The sequence below is a fragment of the Thiomonas bhubaneswarensis genome, from assembly GCF_001418255.1.
Classification (GTDB): Bacteria; Pseudomonadota; Gammaproteobacteria; order Burkholderiales; family Burkholderiaceae_C; genus Thiomonas; species Thiomonas bhubaneswarensis.
Window position 1 is genome coordinate 25631 of the sequence record NZ_LIPV01000013.1, and the last position, 25207, is coordinate 50837.

A 25207-nucleotide genomic window follows, 5' to 3' on the forward strand; every position below is an offset into this window, starting at 1 on the left:
CTCGGTAGCCTTACTCGTCTGCCACGAAGCTTCCGATGCTCAGGGCGAGCTGGGGATTCTTGCGGGTCAATATCAAACCGTAGATCAAAGACACGACGAGAACAACGATCGCGACGTAGGGAAAGAGGTTGAAAGGCTTTGGCTGCCCCGGTTCGACCAAGCCCCACAAGGGCATCAGCATCAGCGCGGTTCCCAGAGCGGGCAGAAGAAAGTGGCGACCAAACCGGAATTCGGCACGATGGTGTTTGCGCATGTAGATGGGTAGCGCAAGATTGGTGATCAGGTAGGTGAGAATGATAGGAATCGTTCCCAACGTGGCCGCATAGCCGAAAAGATCAACGGGGTGAACGTTCCTGCCAAAGCCTACGACGATCAACACTGCAATCGCGATGAATGTCCACATTGCCATGTGAGGCGTCTGATGTTTGGCATGAACGCGCCCAAAGAATTTGGGCAGGAGGCCTTCTCTCCCGGAATTGAACAAAATGCGGGCCTGAGAGTTGGTCAAGCCGATCAGCGATGAAAAGATGCTGCTCATTCCGGCAAGATAAGCCACGATGAGCAGTGCTGCGGCAGAGGCCTTGAGCGCATCGACAAAGGGGATTGCCGAAGCGCTGATGGCTTTGACGTCGTGATGAAAGCCAATTTCAGTCGCGTAAGCGAGAAACACGTACAGCGCCCCGATGACCAGCGTCGATGAACGCAAGGCACGCGGAACATTGGCGCGGGGATCTTTTGTTTCCTCTGCCAGCATGGCGGAGTTTTCCCAGCCTATGAACAGGTAGATCGCCAACGGAAACCCCAGGCTCAGACCTTTGAAGCCCCCCGCGAGCTGCGACCATGAGAAAGGCGACAAATTGATCCACTGCCGGTTCTCCACCAACATGATGATGGCTCCGATCAAAAGCAGGACGAGTTCGAAATAGAAGAACACTGCTGCCCATCGTGTGGAGAGGCCAATGCCTCTCGATACGAGAATTCCGACGATCAGGGCCGAGATGATGCTTAGGATTTGCCAAGGGATGTTCAGGCCGAGAAATGCATGCAAGGTGTCGTGCGCCCATCCTCCGGAAATCACCACGACGGCCGAGGCGCCGATGACGTAGCCGAAGACGACGAAAATCGAAGCGGCGGCGCCTGCAACAGGACCGAATCCCATGCCAATGAACGTGACGAACGATCCGGTACTGGGCCGGAATTTGGAGAACTCTGCCAGAGTATTGGTCAGAAAAAGCACGACCACCATGGCGGCGATGATGGTGAGCGGCGCCGCTACGCCTGCGCCTTGCACGATAGTGCCGAACCCGAAATAGAAGCTCATCGCGGGCGCGATATTGGCCAGGGTGGATGCCACGATCTGTGGCAGACCGAGCGCGTTACGCTGTAGTCGCGCGCCTTGTTGTGGGGTATGCATGGTGTCTCCGTGTAGTCAGTGTTTTATGTGAACGGCAGTTACCCAGCATAAAAACCAAAGGCATGACCATTGGTCAGATTTGGTAACAAATCGTCCATCAGTTGAAAGCCTTGCAATGAAGACGGCCTCCTAGAATGGTCTCCATGAACACCGACACCGCCCGCGCCGCGATCCTGGCGCAGATTCGAGCCCGTCAGGGGCGCCCCGCTGCGCAGCATGACATGGAGGCCGCTGATGTCGAGGTCGACATCGGCCGTCATGTGCGCGGGCCGCAGCCAGCGATTGCCGATCTCGTCGCGGAGTTCAGCACGCAGGCGCAGGCGCTGCAGACCAGCGTGGCCAGGGTCGCAACCGTCCAGGACGTGCCTGCCACCGTTGCGACCTATCTGCGCGAACAGGGCTTGCCGCTGCATGGGGTGGCCTGGGATACGCTGGCCGCTTACCCCTGGGCCGCGGCCGGGATGACGCTGGAATATCGCCCCCCGCGTGACGAAGACAAGCTGGGCATCACCGGCTGCTTCTGCGCGGTGGCCGAGACCGGCTCGCTGGTGCTGGCGAGTTCGCCTGCCACGCCGGCGTCCACGCATCTGCTGCCGGAAACGCATATCGCCGTCGTACCGGCCAGCCGCATCGTGCCCGCGCTGGAAGACGCCTACGCGCTGCTGCGGACCGAACTGGGTGAGCTGCCGCGCGCGCTGTCCACGGTGTCGGGGCCGTCGCGCACCGGCGACATCGAGCAGACCATCGTGCTGGGCGCGCACGGCCCGTATCGCGTGCATGTGGTGATCGTCGATGCGCACTGACGCCGCGCGCCGCGCCGTGCGGCTCGGCATGGTGGGGCTGCTGGGGCTCGTGCCCCTGGGCGCTTCGGCCGGCACGGCCCATGGCCCCGACCCCGCCACGCTCTCGCTCTGGTGGGGGCTGCCCTTCGCCGCAATGCTGCTTTCCATCGCTCTCATGCCGCTGTTCGCCGCCAAGGTATGGCATCACCATCAGGGCAAGATTGCCGCGCTCTGGGCCGCGTTGTTTCTCCTGCCTTTTGCCGCCAGCTTCGGCGTGCAGGCCACCTTTGACGCCGCGCTGCACACTCTGCTGCACGAATACCTGCCTTTCGTCATTCTGCTCACCGCGCTCTACACCGTCAGCGGCGGCATCGCGGTGCGGGGCAATCTGCACGGCAGTCCGGGGCAAAACACCCTGCTGCTGGCCATCGGCACGGTGCTGGCCAGCCTCATGGGCACCACCGGGGCGGCCATGCTCATGGTGCGCCCGGTCATCCGCGCCAACGATGCCCGCCGTCACAACGCGCATGTGCTGGTGTTCTTCATCTTCCTGGTGGCCAATGCCGGCGGCGCGCTCACGCCGCTGGGCGACCCGCCGCTGTTCCTCGGCTTTCTCAAGGGGGTGGATTTTTTCTGGACGCTGCGCCACCTGCTGGCTCCCACGGCGCTGCTGTGCGGGCTGCTGTTGGCCTTGTTCTATCTGCTCGACCGCTGGTTCTGGAGCCGCGAGGCCGAACGCAGGTCCATAGACCCCACGCCCGACAGCCCGCTGGGCCTCATCGGCGTGTGGAACCTGCTGTGGCTGCTGGTCATCGTCGCCGCGGTGCTGCACAGCGGCATCTGGAAACCGGGTGTCACCGTGTCCATCCTCGGCCAGCAACTCGACCTGCAGAACCTCACGCGCGACGTGGTGCTGATCGTCGTGGCCCTGCTGTCGCTGCTCACCACGCCCTGGCAGGCGCGGCATGAAAACCAGTTCAACTGGGGGCCGATGATCGAAGTGGCCAAGCTGTTCCTCGGCATCTTCCTCACCATCATCCCGGTGATTGCGATTCTTCGCGCGGGCAGCGGCGGGGCGCTGGCCCCGCTGGTGGCGCTGACGTCCGACGCGCATGGCCAGCCCATCGCAGCGGCGTACTTCTGGCTCACCGGCGGGCTGTCGTCCTTTCTCGACAACGCGCCGACCTATCTGGTGTTCTTCAATCTCGCCGGAGGCGACGCCGCGCACCTCATGGCGCAGGCCACCACCCTCATGGCGATTTCGGCGGGGGCGGTGTTCATGGGTGCGGTCACCTACATCGGCAATGCACCCAATTTCATGGTCAAGGCCATCGCCGAGCACCGCGGCGTGCGCATGCCCTCGTTCTTTGGCTACATGGGCTGGTCGTTCGCCGTGCTGATGCCCTGCTTTGTGCTGTTGACCCTGGTGTTTTTCCGATGACTTCCGTTGCACATTCCGAGCGCCCGCGCGTGCTGGTCGCGCGTGCGGTGTTTCCCGACATCATCGACCTGTTGCGCGAGGTGGCCGAGGTGGAGGCCACGCCCGACGACGCCATTTCGACGCCCGAGACGCTGCGTCGGCGGCTGGCCGACAAACAAGGCGCCTTCATCACCGGCAGCGAGCGCATCGACGCTGCCTTGCTCGATGCCTGCCCGCTGCTGAGGGTGGTGAGCACCATGACCGTGGGCGTCGATCACATCGACCTCGCCGCCTGCGCGGCGCGCGGCATCATCGTCACCCACGCCCCCGACGTGCTCACCGAAACCACCGCCGATTTCGGCTTCGCCCTGCTGCTGGCGGCGGCGCGGCGCGTCGGCGAAGCCGAGCGCTATTTGCGCGCAGGTCAGTGGACCAAGTGGAGCGTCGATCTGTTCGCCGGGGCCGATATTCACGGCGCAACCCTGGGCATCGTCGGCATGGGGCGCATCGGCCAGGCCATCGCCCGCCGCGCCGCGCTCGGCTTCGACATGCGCGTGCTCTATCACAATCGCAATCGTCTGTCCGAAGCTATCGAGGCCGACTGTGGGGGTGCGCAGCACCGCGCGCTGCCAGCCCTGCTGGCTGAAAGCGACCATGTGCTGCTGGCGCTGCCCTACAGCCCGCAGGCATATCACCTCATCGGCGCGGGCGAACTCGCGCTGATGAAGCCCGGCGCGACTCTGGTCAACATCGCCCGTGGTGGCGTGGTGGACGAAGCCGCGCTGGCGCAGGCGCTGCACAACGGTCGCCTGGGTGCCGCAGGGCTCGATGTGTTCGAGGGCGAACCCGCCGTCAACCCGGTGCTGCTGGCCGCGCCGCGCCTGGTGCTCACCCCGCATATCGCCAGCAGCAGCCTGCCCACCCGCCGCGCCATGGCCCGGCTCGCGGTGGACAATCTTCTCGCCGTGCTGCAGGGCAGGCCGCCGCTCACTCCCGTCTGAACGCTCATGTCGCTCGAATTCATCCTGCTCGTCGTCGTCGCGCTTCTGCTGTTCGTGCTGCTGGGCATGGGCTGGGCGCTGCTGGCGCGGCTGCGCGGCCTGGCCGAGCTTCGCCGCGAGATCGGCTTTGAGGTGGCGCCGCAACTCGAACGCCTGGAGCGCGAATTGCGCGGCGCGGTGCAAGCCAGCAGTCAGGGCCTGCGCACCGAGCAGGCCGGGCAGCTGGCACAGTTCCAGCAGATGCTGCTCAACCAGCAGGGCGAGAGCACGCGCACGCAGAACGCCCAGCTCGACGCCGTGGCACTTCAGCTCCAGAACCTGCAGAAGGCGGTGGGCGACACCCTGGTGCAGCAGGTCGGCCACCTCACCCAGACCAACACCCAGAGCCTGCAGGCCATGCAGACCCAACTCGCCGAAAGGCTCGACGCGCTGCGCCAGGCGACCGACAAGAATCTGGCCGAGATGCGCGGCACCGTCGAGCTGCGCCTGCGCGAGCTGCAGGCCGACAACGAGAAAAAACTCGAGCAGATGCGCGCCACCGTCGACGAGAAGCTGCACGCCACGCTGGAGCAGCGGCTTGGCGAGAGCTTCAAGCAGGTGGCCGAACGGCTGGAGCTGGTGCACCGTGGCCTGGGCGAGATGCAGACTCTGGCGCAGGGCGTGGGCGATCTGCAGCGGGTGTTCAGCAATGTGAAATCGCGCGGCATCTTCGGTGAAATCCAGCTCGCCGGTCTGATCGAGCAGGTGTTCACGCCCGAGCAGTATGGCGTGAACGTCGAAACCGTGCCCGGCAACAACGCCAGGGTGGAATACGCCATCCGCCTGCCGGGCAAGGGCGAAGGCCCGGTGTGGCTGCCGATAGACGCCAAGTTTCCGCGCGAGGACTACGAGCGCCTGCTCGACGCGCAGGATCGTGCCGACAAGGCCGATGCGGAAACCGCCGCCAAGGCGCTCGAACTGCGCCTGCGCGACGAAGCCAAAACCATACAGTCCAAGTACATCGCCGCGCCCTACACGGCCGACTTCGGCATTCTGTTCCTGCCCACCGAAGGGCTGTACGCCGAGGCGCTGCGTCGGCCGGGTCTGGTCGAAGCGTTGCAGCGCGAGCACCGCGTGATGCTCGCCGGGCCAACCACGCTTCTGGCCCTGCTCAACAGTCTGCACATGGGTTTCCGCACCCTGGCGCTGGAGCAGCGCTCCACCGAAGTGTGGAAGGTGCTCGGCGCGGTGAAAACCGAATTCACCAAATTCGGCGAGGTGCTCGCCAAGACCCGGAAAAAGCTCGATGAAGCCAGCAACACCATCGGCAGTGCCGAAGTGCGCACCCGCGCCATGGCACGGCAGCTCAAGACCGTCGAGGCCCTGCCCGTTGATCAAACTCAAACCCTGCTGGGTTTGACCGAGGTCGACCCCGGCGAGGTCGAAGACCCGCTATAAATCCATCAACATCACACGCCCCACGCCGGTTCAAGACCCGCGTGCGGCACTTCCGTATCTCCTATTGCCAGCGCGCTTCGCTGCGCGCTTTTTGTATTGCCGAAACACCATGCAAGCACAAGACATCAGCCTCGACGTTCTGGCGGAAAAATACGCCAAGGGTAGTGAACAAAGCATCGAAGACATCCACGCCCGCGTAGCCCGCGCGCTCGCCGCGAAGGAGGCCGATCCGGCCCGGTTCGAGGGCGAATTCCTCAAGGCGCTGGCCGAGGGCTTCGTGCCCGCCGGGCGCATCATGTCCGCAGCCGGCACCGACATTCAGGCGACCCTCATCAACTGCTTCGTCCAGCCCGTCGGCGATTCGGTGTCCGACGACAAGGACGGCAAGCCCAGCATCTACAAGGCCCTGGCGCAGGCGGCCGAAACCATGCGGCGCGGCGGCGGCGTGGGCTACGACTTTTCGCGCATCCGCCCGGTGGGCGCGCATGTCGGCGGCACCCACAGCCGTGCCAGCGGCCCGCTGTCGTTCATGCGGGTGTTCGACGCCTCCTGCGAAACGGTGGAGTCGGCCGGCAGCCGCCGAGGCGCGCAGATGGGCGTGCTGCGCATCGACCATCCCGACATCGAAGCCTTCATCCACGCCAAGGACCAGGGCGCGTTCAAGAACTTCAACCTCTCGGTCGGTGTGAGCGCGGCTTTCATGCAGGCGGTGGAAAGCGATGCCGAGATCGACTTGGTGCACAAGGCCCGCCCGGGCGACGACCAGATTGCCGAGGGCGCGCATCAACGTGCCGACGGTCTGTGGGTCTATCGCAGCGTGCGCGCCCGCGATCTGTGGGATCAGATCATGCAGTCCACCTACGACCATGCCGAGCCGGGCATCCTGTTTCTCGACACGGCCAACGGCGACAACAACCTCTATTACTGCGAGACCTTCGAAGCGACCAACCCGTGCGCCGAGGAATTCCTGCCCGACTATGGCTGCTGCTGCCTGGGCTCGATCAACCTCACCCGCTTCGTGCGCGAGCCGTTCACCCCGCAGGCGCGTTTCGATGTCGAGCGATTCAAGGCCACCACGCGCACGGCAGTGCGCATGCTCGACAACGTGCTCGACGTCACCTACTGGCCGCTTCCCGAGCAGCATGAAGAGGCGCAGAACAAGCGCCGCGTCGGCCTGGGCTTTCTCGGCCTGGGCGATGCCTGCGTGATGCTGGGCCTGCGCTACGACAGCGAAGACGCGCGCCGCTTTGCCGCCGACATGGCCGCAGCCCTGCGCGATGCGGCCTACGCCGCCTCGGTCGATCTCGCCCGCGAGAAAGGGGCCTTCCCGCTGTTCGACGCAGAAAAATATCTCAACAGCGGCTTCGCCCGGCGGCTGTCCGACGACCTGCGCGCGACCATCGCCCGGCATGGCATCCGCAACTCGCACCTGCTCGCCGTGGCGCCCACCGGCACCATCAGCCTGGCTTTTGCCGACAACGCTAGCAACGGCATCGAGCCCGCCTTCTCCTGGGTCTATACCCGCAAGAAGCGCATGGCCGACAACACCACCCGCGAGTACGAAGTGGCCGACCACGCCTGGCGCCTGTACCGCAGCATGGGCCACGATATGGCCCAGTTGCCCCCCGCCTTCGTCACCGCCCTGGAGATGTCCGCGCTCGACCACATGAAGATGCTGCAGGCCGTGCAGCCCTTCATTGACACCAGCATCAGCAAGACCGTCAACGTCCCCGCCGACTACCCCTACGACGACTTCAAGGATCTCTACCTGCAGGCCTGGAAGGCCGGGCTCAAGGGGCTGGCCACCTACCGCCCCAACAGCGTGCTGGGCGCCGTGCTGCAAACCACGCCCACCCCAGCTGCGTCTACCACCGCTGCGCCCGCGCCCGCAGCGGCCGCCGTTCAAGCGACGGGCGACATCGACCCGCTGACCCGCCGCATCGAAGGCCGCCCCGCCGGCGATCTGCAGGCCGTGACCAGCAAGATCAGCTACATGACCTCCGAAGGGCAGAAGACCGTGTATCTGTCGGTCTCCTTCGCCGAAGTGGAGGGCAGGGCGAACGGCGAGACCGTGCGCATCGAACGGCCCATCGAGTTTTTCATGCCCGCAGGCCAGCGCGACGAAGGCCAGCAATGGATCGCCTCCAATATGCGGCTGCTGTCGCTGGTGGCGCGCTCGGGCGGATCGGTCGCCAAGAGCCTGCTCAACATGCGCGAAGTCGTGTGGGACAAAGGCCCGGTGCGCTCTGGCGAGGTCATCAAGTCAGACGGCAGCCGCGCGCCGCGTTTCCACCAATCCGAGGTGGCGGCCATCGCCTACGCCTTGCAGGAATTGCTGCGCCGACGCGGCTTTCTCGACGCCGAGGGCCGCGAACGCCCGGTGGAACAACTGGCACAGCGCGCCCACGTCCCCGAAGCCCTGCGCATCGACCTCGAATCCGCCGAAGCCAAGCCCGACCTGCTGCCCAGCGGCCGCATCTGCCCCGAATGCGGCGGCCCCTTCCTGCGCCGCGTCGATGGCTGCGACCGCTGCGAGAACTGCGGGTATATCGGGAGTTGCGGGTAATCCGGCCCGCTTACCGCCAGGAGGCTGTCTTCTACGAGGACGCGATGATTGCGGCGACCGCGCGCATGCGCAGCCTGACCGTCGTCACGCGCAACGTGGCAGACTTCAAGCCGTTTGGCGTTGAAGTACTCAACCAATTTCAGACTCCGCGCAAGTCATGCGGTGCGGGGAGAGGGAAAGTTGGTGTCCCTCAATGGAAGGTCGTGCTACGAAGTTAGACCTGACCCCATTTGTGCCATACAAAGTCGTGCAATAGGGGGCTGGCGTCGTTACCGGACGAAGCACGAGCGCCCCGTAGCGGCGGGCGCTCCCGCTTCGTCAGACCGCGCGCGGCGGGATCTCGATCTTTACTTCCAGCACTTCCAGCGTGTCCTGGCGTTCGAGCTTGACCTGGATGTCGTTGCTGTCGACCATGACGTACTTGGAGATGACGTCGACCAGTTCGCGCTGCAGCGCCGGCAGCCAGTCGGCGGGGGCGCCGGCTCCCCCGCGCTCGTGGGCGAGGATGATCTGCAGCCGCTCCTTGGCGACTGTGGCGGTTTTCTTTTTTTCGCCCAGGAGAAATGAGAGGAATGACATGGTGCGTGTCTCCCTCAACCGCCGAACAGGCGCTTGAACAGGCCCGGCTTCTGATAGTCGGTGAAGCGCATGGGCTTGTCTTCGCCGAGGAAGCGGGCCACCACGTCTTGATAGGCCTCGGCGACGTCGGTGCCGGTGAGGTGAATGGCCGGTGTGCCCTGGTTGGAGGCTTGCAGCACGGCTTCGCTCTCGGGAATCACGCCAATGAGCTGGATGCGCAGAATGTCCTGGATGTCGGTGAGCGAGAGCATTTCGCCGTCGCTGACGCGCTTGGGGTTGTAGCGGGTGATGAGCAGATGTTCGCGGATCGGCTCGGCCCCTTCGATGGCGCGCTTAGTTTTGCTCGACAGCATGCCCAGGATGCGGTCGGAATCGCGCACCGACGAGACTTCGGGGTTGGTGACGATGAGGGCTTCGTCGGCGAAGTGCATGGCCATCAGCGCGCCGCTCTCGATGCCGGCGGGTGAGTCGCAGACGATGTAGGTGAAGCCCATCTCGTCGAGCTCCTTGAGCACGTTTTCCACGCCCTCCTTGGTGAGGGCGTCCTTGTCGCGGGTCTGCGAGGCCGGCAGGATGAACAAGTTGTCGCACTGCTTGTCCTTGATCAGCGCCTGGGTGAGCTTGGCTTCGCCCTGGATGACGTTGATGAGGTCGTACACCACGCGGCGCTCGCAGCCCATGATCAGGTCGAGGTTGCGCAGGCCGACGTCGAAGTCGATGACGGCGGTCTTGTGGCCGCGCAGGGCCAGGCCGGAGGCGAAGCTGGCGCTGGTGGTGGTCTTGCCCACGCCACCTTTGCCGGAAGTCACCACAATGATTTTCGCCATGAGTTCAGTCCTTTGAAAATTACTTAAGAGCCAGGGGTTCGATCAGCAGTTGTTCGCCCTGCAGCCGCACGGTGGTCGGCTGGCCGCGCACGCCCGCAGGCAGATCTTGTTCGGCGGTGCGGTAGATGCCGGCGATGGCCACCAGCTCCGGCTCGAAGCTAGTGCAGTAGATGCGCGCCGCGGTGTTGCCGCGCGCTCCGGCCAAGGCTCGGCCGCGAAGGACGCCATAGATATGCACATGGCCCTCGGCCATGACCTCGGCGCCGTGGCTGACCACGCCTTGCACGATGAGGTCGCCGGGGGAATACACCCGCTGGCCCGAGCGTAGCGGCCGGTCGATGAGCACCGTGGGCAGCAGCGCGGGCGGGTGTTCCTTCGCCGTCGCGACGGTTGGTGCGGAGGGCGCGGGCTTGTCCGCGACGTCGGGGCTGGGTGAGGTGCCTATCGCATCGGCGGCGGCGGGGGTGGCCGCGTCGGCCGGTTCCGTGGTTTCCGCGGGCTTGCGGGTGTCGCGACCGACATCACGGCTGTCGAGCAGGGGCAGGTCGCTGGCGGCGGCCCAGGTCTGCTGCGCGGCCAGCGCCACCACGCCGAAGGGCCGCATCTTGAAGCGCCGAAGCAGGGTGGCGAGTTCGTCTAGCGGGAGGGCGGCATCGTCGGCCAGTCGGCGCAGGTCGATGGCCACGGCCTCGCCTGCGAAAAACTCGGGCGAGGCGTCGAAGCGCTGCTGCAGCGCATCGGTCAGCGCGGCGAAGTCGGGTGTTTTCACCACCAGATGCACAGCGTCGATGGCGCCGCTGCGGAGTTCAAACAAGGTGGTCTTGGAACGGGACATGGACAAACACGAGGCAGCGGCAGATACGGAAGGAAAGGAGTCCACCAATCGTAGTGGATCGGTGCGCCGCGCCGCCGGGCGACGTCAGGCGTCCTGCAGCACGCCGTTCACCAGGCGAAGCTGGCGCTGGCAGCGCGCGGCCACCGAGGCGTCGTGGGTGACGATGATGATGGCATCGCCTTGCGCCGTCGCCACGTCGAGCAGCATGTCCAGCGCCACCGCGGCGGCTTCGCTGTCGAGATTGCCGGTGGGCTCGTCGGCGAGCACGAGCTGCGGCTGCGTGACCAGCGCACGGGCGATGGCCACGCGCTGACGCTCGCCACCCGAAAGCTCGCCCGGTCGGTGCTGCAGACGGTCGCCCAGACCCATACGCTTCAGCATCTGCGTCGCGACGGCGTGCGCAGCTTCAGCCCTTGTGCGGCGGATGCGCAGCGGCATGGCGACGTTGTCGAGCGCACTGAATTCCATCAGCAGGTGATGGAACTGGTAGACGAAGCCGACATGCGCGTTGCGCCACTCGCCCTGCGCCTTGGGGTTCATCTGCGCCCAGTCGCGCCCGCAGACCTGCACGCGGCCGCCGTCGGCCCGGTCGAGGCCGCCCAGCAGATGCATGAGAGTGCTCTTGCCCGAGCCCGAGGCCCCTATGATGGCCAGCGTCTGCCCGCTGTCGAGACGCAGATTCACGTCCTTGAGCACGTCGACGGGCTGTGGCCCCTCGGTGTAGCGCTTGAGCACCTGTTCGGCCAGCAGGATGGGTTGGGTCATGGCGGAGGACGGGTCAAAGCGGCTCATGCTAGTTCAAGCCAGTCCAACGTCACGCCAGCTTGTCGTCCGCGACGTGATAGCGCGGGTCTTCGAGCAGATTGACCTCCACGCTGTCGCCGGCCCTGTCGAGCAATTCGCGGCAGTCGGGGCTGAGGTGGCGCAGGTGCAGGCGCTTGCCTTCCTGCCGGTAGCGCTCTGCGAGCGTGTCGATGGCCACGATGGCCGAATGATCCTTCACCGTGGCGTGGGCGAAATCGATGATCACATCTTGCGGATCGGTCTTGGGCTGGAACAACGCCTGAAACGACGCCGCGCTGGCGAAGAACAGCGCGCCTTCGAGGTCGTACACCTTCCACCCCTGCTCGTTGACTGAGGCGCTCGCGTGCATGCGTTTGGCCTGCTCCCAGGCGAACACCAGAGCAGCGATCACCACGCCCAACACCACGGCGACGGCCAGATCGGTGAGCACGGTTACCACCGTGACGCCGACGATGATCAGCGCGTCGGCGCGGGGCACTTTGCGCAGCACCCTCAGGCTGCCCCATTCGAAAGTCTTTTCCGCCACCACGAACATCACGCCGATCAGCGCCGCCAGCGGAATGCGCTCGATCCACTCCGACGCGAAAAGAATGAACGACAGCAGCGCCAGCGAAGCGACGATGCCCGACAGCCTCCTGAGCGCGCCATTGTTCACATTGATCATGCTCTGGCCGATGAGCGCGCAGCCGCCCATGCCGCCGAAAAACCCCGTCACCACATTGGCCGCGCCCTGCGCCATGCACTCGCGGTTGGGTCGGCCGCGCGTGTCGGTCATCTCGTCGATCAGGTTGAGGGTGAGCAGCGACTCGGTCAGCCCGATGATGGCCAGAATGAGTGCGTAGGGCACGATGACCTGCAGCGTGTCGAAGTTGATCGGCACGCTCGGGATGTGAAAGCTCGGCAGGCCGCCGCCGATCGACCCCATGTCGCCCACGGTCTTGGTCTGCAGGCCGAAGAACTCGACCAGCCCCGCCACGATGAGAATGGCCGCCAGAGGCGACGGAATGGCCTTGGTCAGCCGCGGCAGCAGGTAGATGATGGCCATGGTCAGGGCGATCAGCCCGATCATGGTGAACAGCGGCGCACCCGTCATCCAGTGCAGGGCGCCGTCCGGCCCGGGGCTCTTGAGCTGTCCGAGTTGGGCGAGAAAGATCACGATGGCCAGCCCGTTGACGAAGCCCAGCATCACCGGGTGCGGCACCATGCGGATGAGCTTGCCCAGCCGGGCCGCGGCGAACAGCATCTGGAACACGCCCATCACCACCACCGTGGCGAACAGGTACTCCACGCCATGGCGCGCGACCAGCGCCACCATCACCACCGCGAGCGAGCCCGCTGCTCCCGAAATCATGCCCGGGCGCCCGCCGAACACCGAAGTAATCAGCGACACGATGAACGCGGCGTAAAGCCCGGTCAGGGGCGAGACCTGCGCCACCAGGGCGAAGGCCACGGCTTCGGGCACCAGAGCCAGCGCGACGGTCAGTCCGCTGAGGACATTGGTTTTGATCAATGCAGTGTTTTCAGACATGGCGGCGGCCGCGCCCATCGGGGGCACAGCATCGTGAAACTGTGAGGGACGGCGGAGAAGCGAAAGGGGGCGAATCGCAAGGGGGACTCGCCGAGGGGCAGCGTGACGTGCCCTGACTCAAGGGCTAGGCCAACGGCTTGCCGACGAAACTGCAAAGTCTACCAAGCGCGTCCGGAATCTCGGAATCCTGAATCGTCCCAGCTGAGGCGAGATGGAGTGGGATGAAGGGCTCATGGGAAAGGTGTGCTGCGGCCTTCCCCTTCCCACCCCCCTCACGCGCGGGAGGTGTGGTCTCACCCTTGTATGTTTATTTTGCTGAACAAGCGCGAAGCAAAAGGTGGAAGATGCGTGTTTAGCCCGGCCCGGCAGCTCGTTCACCCTCAGGGACGCCAAGCCCGTTGGAGAGCAAGGAGCGTCGAGCCGGTTTCTCACGGACAACCCGAACGGTTGCTTGGGCCGATAAGCCCGCATTGTGCAAGGATGGGTATGAGCGAGAACCTGGTGGAACAGTTTGTCGGTGTGGATGTATCCAAAGCCACCTTGGATTTGTTTATCACACCTTGTGGACGTCGCTTGCATGTGACCTACGACGACGAGGGTTTGGCGCGTGTGCTGTCCATGCTCAAGGAGGCCCGAGCGACGCTCATCGTGCTGGAAGCCACCGGGGGATTGGAAGTGCGTCTGGCCGGCGAGTGCGCGGCGGCGGGGTTGCCCGTGGCCATCATCAACCCGCGTCAGGCTCGGGACTTCGCCAAAGCCACGGGACGGCTGGCCAAGACCGACCGGGTCGATGCGGCGATGCTGGCGGACTTTGCCCGCGCCATTCGTCCCCAGGTGCGCCCGCTCAAAGAGGCGCACACGCGGGCGCTCGACGACATGGTCAGTCGTCGGCGCCAGCTCATTGCGATGCGGGTTCAAGAGGCGCTGCGACTGGGTACGGCCGCCTCCAAGCCCTTGCAAACGAGCTTGAACAAGCACATCGCCTGGCTGGACAAACAGATTGCCCAAGTCGATGACGATCTGCACCGATGTCTGCGCGCATCCGAGGTTTGGCGGGCCAAGGATGATCTGTTGCGGGCCATTCCCGGCGTGGGCGCAGTCACCAGCCTGACGCTGCTGGCCAAGTGCCCCGAACTGGGGACGCTCAACCGGCGTGAGATTGCCGCGCTCACCGGCGTGGCGCCCCTGGCCCGCGGCAGTGGCACGCATCGTGGCAAACGCTTCATCTGGGGCGGCCGCGCGGATGTGCGCGCGGTGTTGTACATGGCCGCCCTCTCGGCCATGCGCTGCAACGCCACGATCAAGTCCTTTGCCCAACGCCTCAAACAGGCCGGAAAACCTGCCAAGGTCGTCATCGTCGCTTGTATGCGCAAGCTCCTCACCACCATGAATGCCATGCTGAAAAACAATGCCCCCTGGAACCCGCAACCAGCTTGACTTTGAACACGGTTGCTCCCCACTCGTGGGGAGGGCCGGGGTGGGGCGGCGCAGTTTCAAACTGCACCGCCCCGCATCAATAGCCTGCGAGCTGCGGCGTGTACTCGGGCACCAGGGCGTGCAGCCTGGCCTTGATCTGCGCGGGCGGTTCGGCGCCGCTGGCGGCGATCCAGATTTGCAGCGCCTGCAAATCGATGGCGTCCAACTCGGCCTGGCGGGCGACGCGCAGTTTGGGATGCGGCGTGGGCAGGGTGGTTTCGTCGTCGGCGAGCAGTTCCTCATACAACTTTTCGCCCGGGCGCAGGCCGGTGAAGTGAATGGGAATCTCGTCCTCGGTCTTGCTGGACAGCCGGATCATCAGCCGCGCCAGATCCACGATCTTCACCGGCTCGCCCATGTCGAGCACGTAGATTTCGCCGCTTTGGCCCATCAGCCCCGCCTGCAGCACGAGCTGTGCGGCTTCGGGAATGGTCATGAAGTAGCGCACGATCTCCGGGTGGGTCACGGTGACCGGGCCGCCCGCGGCAATCTGCGCCGCAAAGCGCGGCACCACGCTGCCGCTCGATCCCAGCACATTGCCGAAGCGCACCGCGCAGCAATGCGTGTCGGGGTGTTGCGCGGCGTGCGCCTGCAGCACCAGCTCGGCCAGCCGCTTGCTAGCGCCCATCACATTGGTCGGGTTCACCGCCTTGTCGGTGGAGATGAGCACGAAGCGCCGTGCGCCGCAGGCCGTGGCCGCGCGTGCGGCATTGAGCGTGCCCAGCACATTGGTGCGCAACGCCTCGATGGCGTTGTCGTCTTCCATCAAGGGCACATGCTTGTAGGCCGCGGCGTGCAGCACCACGGCGGGGCGGTGCCGCTCGAACAGATGTTTGAGCCGTTCGGGCTCGCGAACATTGGCGGTGTAGTAGCGCACGGCAAGCTCGGGAAAGCGCGCCTTGAACTCCTGCTCCAGCGCATAGATGGCGATTTCCGAAGCGTCGATGCACACCAGCAGGCGCACGCCGAAGCGCGCGATCTGGCGGCAAAGCTCCGAGCCGATGCTGCCTCCTGCGCCCGTGACCAGCGCCACCTGCCCGGCGAGCAGACCGGAGAGCCCACGCACGTCGAGTTGCACGGCGGCGCGCCCCAGCAGGTCGGCCAGCTCGACCTGGCGCGGCGTCTGGCCGCCGCTGCCGCCGCTTTGCAGCCAGTCGTCGGCGCGCGGCAGCGTAAGCAGGGCAAGATGCGCATCGCTGGCCTGCAGCAGCAGCTCGCGGCGCGCGGGGCTGCCGGGTTCGCTGGCGATCAGCGCGTGGCCGACGCCCTGCGCCTGCGCCACCCGGGCCAGATCGTCCACGCTGCCGGCAACCCGCACGCCCTGCACGCTGCGGCCGACTTCGCCCCGGTTCGGGCTGATGAGCGCGGTCACCTGCCAGCCCTTACTGGAGCGCAGGCTTTGCAGCGCTCGCGCGGCTTCGTCGAGCGTGCCCAGGACCAGAAGCGGCTTGCCTTGCGCGGTGGAGCGGGTGAGGCGCCCTTCGGCCCAGATGCGCGCGCCCAGCCGCAGCCCGAGCAGCGCGGCACCCGCGAACAGCGGATGCAGCAGCACGATGGAGCGCGGGAAATTGGGCAGGCGCAGCAACAGCAGCACGGCCGCTAGCGCCAGCGCCGCCACGATCATGGCCGAGGCCAGCCGCTTGAACTCGGGCACGCTGGTGTGCCGCCACGGCGTGCGATACGCCCCTAGCCCGGCCAGCGCCGCCACCCACACCGCCGCGGCCAGCGGGGTGCTGATCCAGAGAATCTGCGCCAGATTGGCCGGCGCGTCGTTGCGCAGCAGGCTGAAGCGGAACAGGAAGGCGAGCAGCCAGGTGAGGGCGACGAGAACGGCGTCGGCCGCCGCAGGGCGCCAGATGGCGCGACTGGAGAATCTCATGCAGCGCTCCGCAACGGCAGCTCCAAGCCGCGCGCTACCAGTTCGGCAACGCGCGTGCGCTGCGCGGCGCTCATGTTCGAGCCCGAGGGCAGGCAGACGCCGCCTTCGAACAGCGCGCGGCTGACGTCTTGCCCAGGGGCATGCGAGAAGTAGCGGCAGCCTGCGTACAAGGGCTGCAGATGCATGGGCTTCCACACTGGCCGGGCTTCGACGTTGTGGCGTTCGAGAAAGTCGAGCAGGGCGTCGCGGCGGGCCTGGGCATCGTCGGCTTCGAGCACGAAGGCCGACAGCCAGCGGGTGGAGCGATGCCCCTCGGGCTCGGCCATCCAGCGCAGACCGGGCACCGCGGCGAGCGCATCGCGATACTGCGCGAACACCTCGCGGCGCGCCTGCACCCGTTGACCGAGCACCCGCAACTGCCCGCGGCCTATGCCCGCCAGCACATTGCTCAGCCTGTAGTTGTAGCCGTCTTCGACATGCTCGTAATGCCGCGCCGGTTCGCGCGCCTGGGTGGAGAGCTTGCGGGCGTGTTCGATCAGCGTCGCGTCGTTGCCCACCAGCATACCGCCGCCCGAGGTTGTGATGATCTTGTTACCGTTGAACGAAAACACCGCGAGCTTGCCGAAACTGCCGCTGGGGCGGCCCTTGTAACTCGCGCCCAGGGATTCGGCGGCATCCTCCAGCATGGACACACCATAGCGCTCGAGCAGCGGAACGATGGCGTCCATCTCGGCGCTCTGGCCGTAGAGGTTGACCACCACGGCGGCCTTGGGCGCGATGCCTTCGGCGTGCAGCGCCTCCAGTGCTGCAGCCAGCGCCTGCGGCGACATATTCCAGCTCTGCGGCTCCGAATCGATGAACACCGGTGTAGCCCCAAGCTGCTTGATCGGGTTGGCGCTGGCGACGAAGGTGAGGCTGGAGCACAGCACCACATCGCCGGGTCCGACGCCCAGCAGCCGCAGCCCCAGATGCAGCGCCGCCGTACCCGAACTCGTGGCTGCAGCGTGCTGCACGCCCACCAGCGCCGCCAGCTCGCGCTCGAAGGCGTCCACATGGGGGCCGAGCGGCGCGATCCAGTTGCTGGTGAACGCCTCCTGCACCAGCGCCACTTCGTCTTCGCCCAGATGCGGCGACGACAGCCAGACGCGCTGCGAAAGCTCGCGCCGAGTGACCAGATCGACCGCGCGCCCGTGGGAGTCCACCACCGGCACATGGTCGATGCGGTGTGCGTCCATCAGCGCCAGCACGTCGCGCTGGCTGGCCTGCAGGCTCACCGTGTGCGGCGGGTGGGCAGGCAGGGACGACAGGGCCGTTTCCTTCCTCGCCCCGGATAGCGCGGCGCGGCGCAGGTCGCCGTCGGTCACAGTGCGCAGCAGACGGCCTTGCGTGTCGGTGACCAGCAGAATGCCCTGCGCCGTGGCATCGAGCCGCGCCAGCGCCTCGTGCAAGGTGGCGGTGGGGGGCAGACAAAGTTGGGCGAGTGGGAGTGGGGACATGGCAGCGGGGAATCAGACGGCAATCAAACAGGAACGACGCGCAGGCCGAGGGCGCGCGCTGCGCCACACTGGCGCTGATCGGCCGAGACGAACACCTCGGCCTCGCAAGCCAGCGCGGCGCCGATGTGCAGCGCGTCCATGCCGCGCAGCGGGTGGGCCTCGAGCGCGCGCACGGCGTGGCCGACGACGTCGGGCGAGGTGTCGCAGACCAGGGCATCCTCGATGTCGGCGAGCAGGTCGGCCTTCACGGTACGGTACTGCTGCACGTCGATGCAACCCGCGCGCAGCAGGCGGTTGAAGGCGGAGATCAGCTCAGGCACTGCGATGACCGACAGCGCGAGCACGCTGGCCGCATCGCACCAGCGCAGCACCTCGGCCGAGCCGGTTTCGTCGACATAGCGCTTGGCCAAGGCCGAGGAATCGAAGAACACCCGCATGGTGTCTCAGCGCAGAGGCGGTGAATCTCAGCGCTGGTCGAGAATGACGCGGCTGATCTGCTCACCCGTAATCTGCAGCGGGCGGGCCGCTCGTCGCTTCCAGGAGGGCACTTGCGGCGCGACCGGGTGAATCTCGGCGATGGGTTTGCCCTTGCGCAACACGCGCACGGTTTCGCCGGCTTCGACCAGATCGAAAAACGCGCGGGCGTGGTTGCGCAGTTCGGTGAAAGTGGTGTCACGCATGGCAGGGCTCCGGGCAAAATGTACATTGAAGTGTACATTGCGGCCTAGTGGACGAATCTCCTGGTTCAGGCTGTGGCCTGTGACAGAGGCCGCGCCGGCACGCCAGCCCAGGCCGCGCCGTCGGGCAGGTCTTGCAGCAGCACTGCGCCCGCGCCCAGCGTGGCAAGCGCGCCGATGCGCAGATTGCGCAGCACCGTGCTGCCCGCGCCCACCAGCGCGGCTTCACCCACCTGCACCGCGCCGCCGAGATTCACACCGGGGGCCACATGCGCCCAGGCGGCGATGCGGCAGTCGTGATCGACCACCGCGCCGTGGTTGACGATGACCCCCTCGCCCAGCTCGGCCATCGGCCCGACCACGCACTGCGCCGTGATCAGACAGCCTGGCGCGACGCGCGCCGACGCCGCCACGCTGGCCGCGGGGTGGACGATGGTGGCCAGCGGCCCGAGAGACGCCAGCCGCGCCGCCTCGTCGCGCCGTATCGTGTTGTGGCCGATGGCCACATGCACCGCGCGCGGGCCGGGCAGAGCAGCGGCCTCGTCGGGAGAGAGCACTGGCACGCCGGGCAGCAGTTCGCCGCCCCATGTGGCCGCGTTGCGGTCTGAGGCGACCACGCGCGCAAACGCGCTGCTTAACAACGCCGCGTCGGCCGCCACACGGCCGTGGCCACCGGCGCCAAACACGATCAGGACGGGTTTTTCAAAGGATGCGGGCATGTGGGTTTCAGTAACGGTTCACCTTGTGCAACAGTTCGGCCGACAAGGGAAGTGTCGCCAGCAACTGCGCGATGCGCGCGGCGCTGCGGCCATCGCCATAGACATTGTCTTCGGGATGCGGCCACGGGCCTTCGGCCAGCGCCTGCCGCACGGCCGCTTCGATGGCCTCGGCCTGCGGCGGCACGTCGACTGTGTTGGCGTTGCGCTCGCGCAAGTTCTGGCGGCTGCCGACGTTGACCACCCGTGTGCCCAGACTGGCCGCCTCGATGATGCCCGACGACGAATTGCCCACCAGCACCGCAGCATGGCGCAGCGCGGCCAGATAGTCGTCGCGCGGCAGGTGCGTGATGCGGTGAAACCCCGGCCACTGCTGCGCCCGCAGCAGCGCCTCGATGGAGCCCGAACCCGCGTCGGCATTGGGCGCGAGCCACAACACGTTGAAGGCCGAGCCCGCCCCCGCGGCCCGCAGCCCATCGAGCAGCGCCTGGGTCTGCGTGGCGGCGTCTTCGGCCTCCTGAACCACGGGATGAAACAGCACGAGAGCGTAGGGGCGATCCGCAAAGTTCTCCGCCCAGGGCCGCAAGGCTTGCAGCGCGGCCTCTCGCGCAAGCTGCCGCACATCCGACAGATCATCCAGCCCCGGAGCGCCCACCACATGCACGCGCTGCGGGTCTTCGCCCATGGCGATGAGGCGCTCGCGCGACTGCGCAGTGGCGCAGAAATGCAGCGCCGCGAGCTTGCTGATGGCATGGCGCACCGGCTCGTCCACCGTGCCCGAGCGCTCGCCGCCGTGCAGGTGGATGCTCGGGACGCCCAGATGCAGCGCCGCAATCGCCCCCGCGAGCATCTCGCCACGGTCACCCAGCAGCAGCAGCGCGTCAGGCTTTTCCACCTGCAGCACCGGCACCAGGCCTGCCAGCGTCTGGCTGATCGCCCGCGTCATGCCTGCGCCATCGCGCGCACCCACATCGCTGGGAATACGCGCCGCGATGCGCAGCCTGCTGGCCGCGATGTCGTCCACCGTGTGGCCGTAGTCGGGGTGCAGATGCATGCCCGTGACCGCCACCGCCACCTCCAGCCCCGAATGCGCAGCTGCCGCGTGCAAAGTCTGGCGCATCAACCCGAAGTCGGCTCGGGTGCCGGAGAGATAGAGAATGCGGCGGGGCATGGGGCGAGGGGATTGGAGGGCGAGTCAGCCAGCGCGAGCGGCCAACGGAAAGATTTTTGCAGAGATTGCAATGCAGCCACCCTGCGCGTGGCGAAAAGGGGGGGCGTGCGAACGCGACCCTTGCGGCGAAAGCGCGGCAGCGCCGAGCAAATGGAGGCGAAAAAAGGAAGAGCACGAAGCGCAGAGCCACCAAGCCGCAAAGAATTGTGACCGCCGGTAAATGTGCACCTGAACCAAAGATCGTTCGAAATATGATCTCACCACACATTGACCTACGCAAGCCAACTCATGCAAAACCATCTGCATGAACTTCGAGACACGTATCGCATGACGGTAAACACCCAGGGCTCCCAACGCAACAACTCCGGCGCCGACAGCGTCAAGCCCAAGGCCACCATCACCTGGGTGGGCGCCGCCGACGGCGTGAGCGCCGAAGTGCGCCTGTACGACCGCCTGTTCACCGACCCGCAACCCGACGCGGGCGGCAAGAACTTCCTCGACGCCCTCAACCCCGACAGCCTGAAGGTGGTGACGGCGGTCGTGGAACCGTCACTGGCCGCCGCCAAGCCCGACCAGAAATTCCAGTTTGAACGGCACGGCTACTTTGTGGCCGACCGCGCGGACCATGGGGTGGACGGGAAGGTGGTGTTCAACCGGGTGACGGGGTTGAAGGATTCTTGGGGAAGATGAAGCTTTCCTGCCCTTATCGCGTGACCTGTCAACTTGCATCGCAGAAATGATCATTACAGTGTCACCTAACGAACAAGTACGACCGCATTGAAATCACAACATGAAAAACAAGTTTTGCGTTTTAAAAGACCTAACGAATGAGGCCACTGTTGAATCGCGCTTTGTCGACAAGCTATTGGATGATTTAGGATTCCTTCCACCAGAAGTCAAACTCAAATCATCTCTCCGAGAACTTAAGGTCGGCAAGGGGAGCAAGTCAGCACTATATAAACCTGACTATGCAATTATGTCCTCTGGAATGCCCACTTTAATTGTAGATGCCAAATCTACGACTGTGAACATTTACGAGTACGAACAGCAGTGCTCATCGTACTGTCTAGAAATAAACAAGGCCTTCGATCACAATCCGGTAAAATATTACCTTCTAACCAACGGAGTAAAAACCTCCTTGTGGGCACCTCGAATTACTGGTTTCCTGACCTGAACTTGCCGTGACGACCGCGCAATCCGACCGGTTCACAGCCTTCTTGAAGGTTGGCGTGGTGATTTTTCGCCCTCCGGTGCCCGGATCTGGTCGTTTTCGACCGATCCAGGCCCATTTCGGGCGTCAGAAGGCCGCCGGTCCCATGTCCTTCAACGAGCACAGGCGCCGCAGGTTGTACGTCGCGGCCTTCCAGTTCAGGTGCAGCGTGGCCCGCGCCAGGCCGATTGAGCGCAGCGCCTTGCCGCCCATCTGCTCCAGGCTGGCGAACACGTGCTCCACCCGGGCCCGGGTTTTGGCGATGCGCTTGTTGCGCCGCTCCTGGCAATCCGACAGCGGCTTGTCGGCTTGGCCCTTGCGCTGAATGTGCAACCGCCACCCCTTCTCGCCGAGTCGCTGTTCGCGCTCGCCGTCGACGTAGCCCTTGTCCGCGTAGACATCGCGACTCGTGTTGCCGCAATCGAGCACGCGCTCGAAATGCAAGGTGTCGTGCTCGCTGGCCGTGCTCACGTGCACGCGGCGGATCAGCTTATGGCGCCGGTCCACGCTGCTGCAGAGCTTGAAGCCGAAGTAGCTCTTGCCATGCTTCTTGGTCCAGCGCGCCTGCACGTCCTTCTGCCGGCGCTTCGAGGGCGACCACTCGACCGGCATCGCGTCCTGCTGGACGATCTCCTTTTCATTCCTGGTCAACGTCTGCTTCGGGGCAGGCACGATGCTGGCATCGATCATCTGTCCGCCTCGCGCGATGTAGCCGTGACGGTCGAGTTGCCGGCCCACCGCCTCGAAGATGCGCTCGGTTGCGCCGGCCTTGATCAGCCGCTCCTTGAAGGTCCAGATCGTCGTGCGGTCCGGTGCCTGCGAACTCTGCCGCAAGCCCACGAAGCGCTGGAAGCTCAGCCGATCCAGAAGCTGGAACTCCATCTGCTCGTCGCTGAGGTTGTAGAGCTGCTGCACGACCAGCACCCGCACCATCAGCTCGGTCGGCAACGGCGGGCGGCCACCGCGTTCACGCCCAGGCCTCGGCGCCGCCTCGTCGATCTCCGCGGCCAGCGCCGCGAAGTCCACATGCTCGGCCAGCTTGCTCAACGCGTCGCCGATCTTGTCCAACTTCGTCTCGCGCTCTTGCTCCGCGAACAGACTGACCTTGATCACTGCCACCCCCTTGTCACATCAACTCGACCACATCATGCACGCACCGCCGCGAGACCGCCAGGTTTTTCGAGGCGCCCAACTGATCGGTCCAGGCGGGCATCGACGCCAGCCTCGTGGCGCGTGCCTTGGCGGCGATCATTCAGGTCCGGGCTGACGATGACTTGAGGCGGCCGCGCCAGGCTCACTGGATGGGCGCGGCATCAATCGTCGACGGGGTCGCAGTGCCGCGACTGCCGAAAGGCGCCTTGTGGCGCCGCGCCATACCCCAGCATGCATGCCGGGCCTGCCGCGCAACGAATCAAACAGCGCGGAACAGGATCAACGGCATGACGGGGTACAGCATAAGGTCGCCGAGAAAACGCATCGCGGGATTGGCAAACGACTCGGATGTTTTCATGTGCCGCTCAGCGCAGCGAGACAAAATGGCTCCCGGAAGCTGGGTTCGCGGCAATCTGGGCATTCGCCCTATTTGCTATGGCGCCAAGGGAATTGGGGCCGAGGCTGTTGGATGTTTCAAGAACAGGCTCGGCACCATCCGCCTGAGCTTTTGCAAATGCCGCCGAAACGGCCGCATAGGTTTCTTGCGCGGAAGTGCCTGACGCTACGGCTGGCGATGTGTTCCCGCCGCACGCGGACCGTAGCGACGGAAAGAGCAACGAGATGACAAGAATCGCCGGGCGCGGCGTTCGAGGGGAACGCATCCCGGACATGAAGCCCCTGAAATGTGCTGATGCGGCGCGCCGCATCAGCACATGCCCATTCGCAAGGACTTCAGCGCAAGTCGCGAAAGTTTGGCATATTTCTCCGCATACGAAACGCTGTTGCGCAAGAGATCAAATCACCGAAGAAGGCTCAGAACTGCCCTTGATTACCCGTGGTGAAGCTGAACTGGCGGGTGAAGGTATTGCCGTTGATCGTCCCGGAAAGCGTGGCCATGTAGGTCGTGTTGGGTTGAAGCGCATTACTAGGAAAGGCAACGGCAGTATTTGCGCCAAGCTCATGATTGCTGTCATTGCTTGAGTCCATAAGATTCATTGCAATAGTATTATTGCTTGGGTCTGTTAACGTTCCACTTGTAAGGCGCACAGTGTCGCCAGCATTCGCCTCAATCGCGATTGGAGTCCCTGTCGTTCCGGTAATGGCCATCCCGTTGATGGTTGGCGTCGGATTTTCTCCGGGGGCGGATGATTCGTAGTTCACACCGCTTGTGCCCTGGCATGGAAATGTGAGCGGAGCATTCGGCAATGTTTGCAATGAGACGCCAGAACCAAGCGTCGCCTCAAACAAATACGAAGAATTCGTCGCGCCTACCACATAAGTTCCATATTTAAGCCCCACTTCGGAATATGGCTGGAAGAGCAGCGCAAGGTGATACGGCACGCTTGAAAGTGCAATGATAGATAAATCGCCACCAACATTGCTATTGAATGCGCTATTTTCTTCTGAAGCCTGATAGGCGTACCCAACAAAAGTCGCGCGAGCCAGAGGCGTGACGCCGGTGAAGCCTGGGTTTCCGCTCACCTCGTAGTGCCCCGTAACCTGGTTGTCCACCATGTACTTGTAGTGATTATTCGCAGCGGCGTCCAGCAGCGTGTTCTCTTTCACGGCCGGGAATCCGCACTGCTGGCGCATGGCGTTCAACTGGTTGAACGCGGCCAGTTCCGGCGAACCCGCAGGGTATTGCGCGGTCGCCAGCGTGCCGGTGCTCGCGGACGAGGTGGTCGTCGAGGTCGAGGACGACGTGGCGGTGCCAGCGGGGGCCGAACCGCCCCCGCCTCCACCGCAAGCGGCGAGCAAGGTGGTCAGGACGAGCGCGGACGCGATGGCGAGGCGGCGGAGGTGAGTGTGATCGGCCATAGAAATTCTCCTTGTTGACAAGACCGCGGCGTGGAGGCTCCACGCCATGAAATAATCATCTCACACGAAACAGGCGGCGCAAGCCTGCGACAGCGAGAATGCCACGCATCCCAAGCGATTTTTGCGCGAGATCGTGCGCAGGATGCGGTGAATCATGGACCCATCGGGCTGCTGCGCCGCCGATTCGGAGGATCCAGGGATGTGATGGCGAATTCGCGGCCTGGCGTCTTGCTCCAGGACTGTCCTGGATGCATGCGACAAACTATGCGCGAGGCCGCGCAAACAGCGCCCATCGCGGTCGAGAAGCGTTCCGTTGCGCGGGGACTGGAGTTGACCCCGCTTCGTGGACACCTAATCTTTTGATGAAGGAGTCCACATCATGTCCAAGTCACGTCCGCCGTATCCTGCCGAGTTCCGGC

Annotated in this window: 22 protein-coding genes and 1 pseudogene; 8 read left to right on the forward strand and 15 right to left on the reverse strand. The window is 65.0% G+C overall.

Annotated features, from left to right (window positions below; genetic code table 11):
* Nucleotides 1-10 precede the first annotated feature (10 nt).
* Complete coding sequence (locus ASC45_RS14150) at nucleotides 11-1414, reverse strand: APC family permease (protein ID WP_055451680.1); 1404 nt, start codon at nucleotides 1412-1414, stop codon at nucleotides 11-13.
* Between the two features lie 143 nt (nucleotides 1415-1557).
* Between ASC45_RS14150 and ASC45_RS14155 the strand changes: the two genes are divergently transcribed.
* The 5 genes from ASC45_RS14155 (at nucleotide 1558) to ASC45_RS14175 (ending at nucleotide 8620) form a co-directional block, all read left to right on the forward strand.
* Complete coding sequence (locus tag ASC45_RS14155) at nucleotides 1558-2217, forward strand: LutC/YkgG family protein (protein ID WP_055451700.1); 660 nt, start codon at nucleotides 1558-1560, stop codon at nucleotides 2215-2217.
* Nucleotides 2207-3637, forward strand: a complete 1431-nt coding sequence (locus ASC45_RS14160; RefSeq protein ID WP_055451681.1) for a sodium:proton antiporter — start codon at nucleotides 2207-2209, stop codon at nucleotides 3635-3637. Before ASC45_RS14155 ends, ASC45_RS14160 begins: the two co-directional genes overlap by 11 nt.
* On the forward strand, nucleotides 3634-4617 hold the full coding sequence (locus ASC45_RS14165) for a 2-hydroxyacid dehydrogenase (protein WP_055451682.1): 984 nt from the start codon (nucleotides 3634-3636) through the stop codon (nucleotides 4615-4617). The genes ASC45_RS14160 and ASC45_RS14165 overlap by 4 nt, the downstream gene beginning before the upstream one ends.
* Before the next feature lie 6 nt (nucleotides 4618-4623).
* Entirely contained in the window at nucleotides 4624-6054 is a 1431-nt protein-coding gene (locus ASC45_RS14170) for a DNA recombination protein RmuC (protein ID WP_055451683.1), read from the forward strand.
* A gap of 109 nt (nucleotides 6055-6163) precedes the next feature.
* On the forward strand, nucleotides 6164-8620 hold the full coding sequence (locus ASC45_RS14175) for an adenosylcobalamin-dependent ribonucleoside-diphosphate reductase (protein WP_055451684.1): 2457 nt from the start codon (nucleotides 6164-6166) through the stop codon (nucleotides 8618-8620).
* Nucleotides 8621-8938: 318 nt separating this feature from the next.
* Here ASC45_RS14175 and minE read toward each other — a convergent pair whose 3' ends face one another.
* From minE to ASC45_RS14200, 5 genes are all read right to left on the reverse strand, one after another.
* The gene (gene minE, locus ASC45_RS14180) at nucleotides 8939-9199 is read right to left on the reverse strand and encodes a cell division topological specificity factor MinE (RefSeq protein WP_055451685.1); all 261 of its coding nucleotides are present in this window, start codon (nucleotides 9197-9199) and stop codon (nucleotides 8939-8941) included.
* A gap of 14 nt (nucleotides 9200-9213) precedes the next feature.
* A complete protein-coding gene (gene minD / locus ASC45_RS14185; protein WP_055451686.1) occupies nucleotides 9214-10026 on the reverse strand; it encodes a septum site-determining protein MinD in 813 nt (270 codons plus the stop codon).
* 19 nt (nucleotides 10027-10045) lie between these two features.
* Entirely contained in the window at nucleotides 10046-10861 is an 816-nt protein-coding gene (minC, locus tag ASC45_RS14190; protein WP_055451687.1) for a septum site-determining protein MinC, read from the reverse strand.
* An 84-nt stretch (nucleotides 10862-10945) separates the two neighbouring features.
* Nucleotides 10946-11626, reverse strand: a complete 681-nt coding sequence (locus ASC45_RS14195) for an ABC transporter ATP-binding protein (RefSeq protein WP_055451701.1) — start codon at nucleotides 11624-11626, stop codon at nucleotides 10946-10948.
* A 49-nt stretch (nucleotides 11627-11675) separates the two neighbouring features.
* Nucleotides 11676-13193: a SulP family inorganic anion transporter gene (locus tag ASC45_RS14200; protein ID WP_082454459.1), complete on the reverse strand. Its 1518-nt coding sequence runs from the start codon at nucleotides 13191-13193 to the stop codon at nucleotides 11676-11678.
* 486 nt (nucleotides 13194-13679) lie between these two features.
* On the opposite strand from ASC45_RS14200, the gene ASC45_RS14205 reads away from it, so the two are divergent.
* Nucleotides 13680-14630, forward strand: a complete 951-nt coding sequence (locus tag ASC45_RS14205) for an IS110 family RNA-guided transposase (RefSeq protein WP_055451689.1) — start codon at nucleotides 13680-13682, stop codon at nucleotides 14628-14630.
* A 76-nt stretch (nucleotides 14631-14706) separates the two neighbouring features.
* On the opposite strand, the gene ASC45_RS14210 is transcribed toward ASC45_RS14205, so the two are convergent.
* The 6 genes from ASC45_RS14210 to neuC form a co-directional block, all read right to left on the reverse strand.
* The gene (locus ASC45_RS14210) at nucleotides 14707-16548 is read right to left on the reverse strand and encodes a polysaccharide biosynthesis protein (protein WP_055451690.1); all 1842 of its coding nucleotides are present in this window, start codon (nucleotides 16546-16548) and stop codon (nucleotides 14707-14709) included.
* Nucleotides 16545-18044, reverse strand: coding sequence for an aminotransferase class I/II-fold pyridoxal phosphate-dependent enzyme (locus tag ASC45_RS14215; RefSeq protein WP_055451691.1), 1500 nt, complete (start codon nucleotides 18042-18044; stop codon nucleotides 16545-16547). The genes ASC45_RS14210 and ASC45_RS14215 overlap by 4 nt, the downstream gene beginning before the upstream one ends.
* A gap of 23 nt (nucleotides 18045-18067) precedes the next feature.
* Nucleotides 18068-18481 carry a type II toxin-antitoxin system VapC family toxin gene (locus tag ASC45_RS14220; protein ID WP_055451692.1) on the reverse strand — a complete coding sequence of 138 codons (414 nt, stop codon included), beginning with the start codon at nucleotides 18479-18481 and terminating at the stop codon, nucleotides 18068-18070.
* 27 nt (nucleotides 18482-18508) lie between these two features.
* Entirely contained in the window at nucleotides 18509-18724 is a 216-nt protein-coding gene (locus tag ASC45_RS14225; RefSeq protein ID WP_055451693.1) for a type II toxin-antitoxin system Phd/YefM family antitoxin, read from the reverse strand.
* Between the two features lie 65 nt (nucleotides 18725-18789).
* A complete protein-coding gene (locus ASC45_RS14230; RefSeq protein WP_055451694.1) occupies nucleotides 18790-19440 on the reverse strand; it encodes a NeuD/PglB/VioB family sugar acetyltransferase in 651 nt (216 codons plus the stop codon).
* Between the two features lie 7 nt (nucleotides 19441-19447).
* Entirely contained in the window at nucleotides 19448-20608 is a 1161-nt protein-coding gene (gene neuC / locus ASC45_RS14235; RefSeq protein WP_055451695.1) for a UDP-N-acetylglucosamine 2-epimerase, read from the reverse strand.
* Between the two features lie 366 nt (nucleotides 20609-20974).
* Between neuC and ASC45_RS14240 the strand changes: the two are divergent.
* Both ASC45_RS14240 and ASC45_RS15800 read left to right on the forward strand, forming a co-directional pair.
* Nucleotides 20975-21298: pseudogene (locus ASC45_RS14240) on the forward strand (glutamine--tRNA ligase); the annotation flags it as partial.
* 100 nt (nucleotides 21299-21398) lie between these two features.
* Nucleotides 21399-21782 carry a hypothetical protein gene (locus ASC45_RS15800; protein ID WP_141655805.1) on the forward strand — a complete coding sequence of 128 codons (384 nt, stop codon included), beginning with the start codon at nucleotides 21399-21401 and terminating at the stop codon, nucleotides 21780-21782.
* Nucleotides 21783-21905: 123 nt separating this feature from the next.
* Here the strand turns inward: ASC45_RS15800 and ASC45_RS14245 are convergent, their stop codons facing one another.
* From ASC45_RS14245 to ASC45_RS14250, 3 genes are all read right to left on the reverse strand, one after another.
* A complete protein-coding gene (locus ASC45_RS14245) occupies nucleotides 21906-22937 on the reverse strand; it encodes an IS5 family transposase (protein ID WP_082454457.1) in 1032 nt (343 codons plus the stop codon).
* A gap of 7 nt (nucleotides 22938-22944) precedes the next feature.
* Complete coding sequence (locus tag ASC45_RS16175; RefSeq protein ID WP_281173310.1) at nucleotides 22945-23070, reverse strand: hypothetical protein; 126 nt, start codon at nucleotides 23068-23070, stop codon at nucleotides 22945-22947.
* A gap of 713 nt (nucleotides 23071-23783) precedes the next feature.
* Nucleotides 23784-24788 carry a CAP domain-containing protein gene (locus ASC45_RS14250; protein ID WP_055451697.1) on the reverse strand — a complete coding sequence of 335 codons (1005 nt, stop codon included), beginning with the start codon at nucleotides 24786-24788 and terminating at the stop codon, nucleotides 23784-23786.
* Nucleotides 24789-25207: the final 419 nt, after the last annotated feature.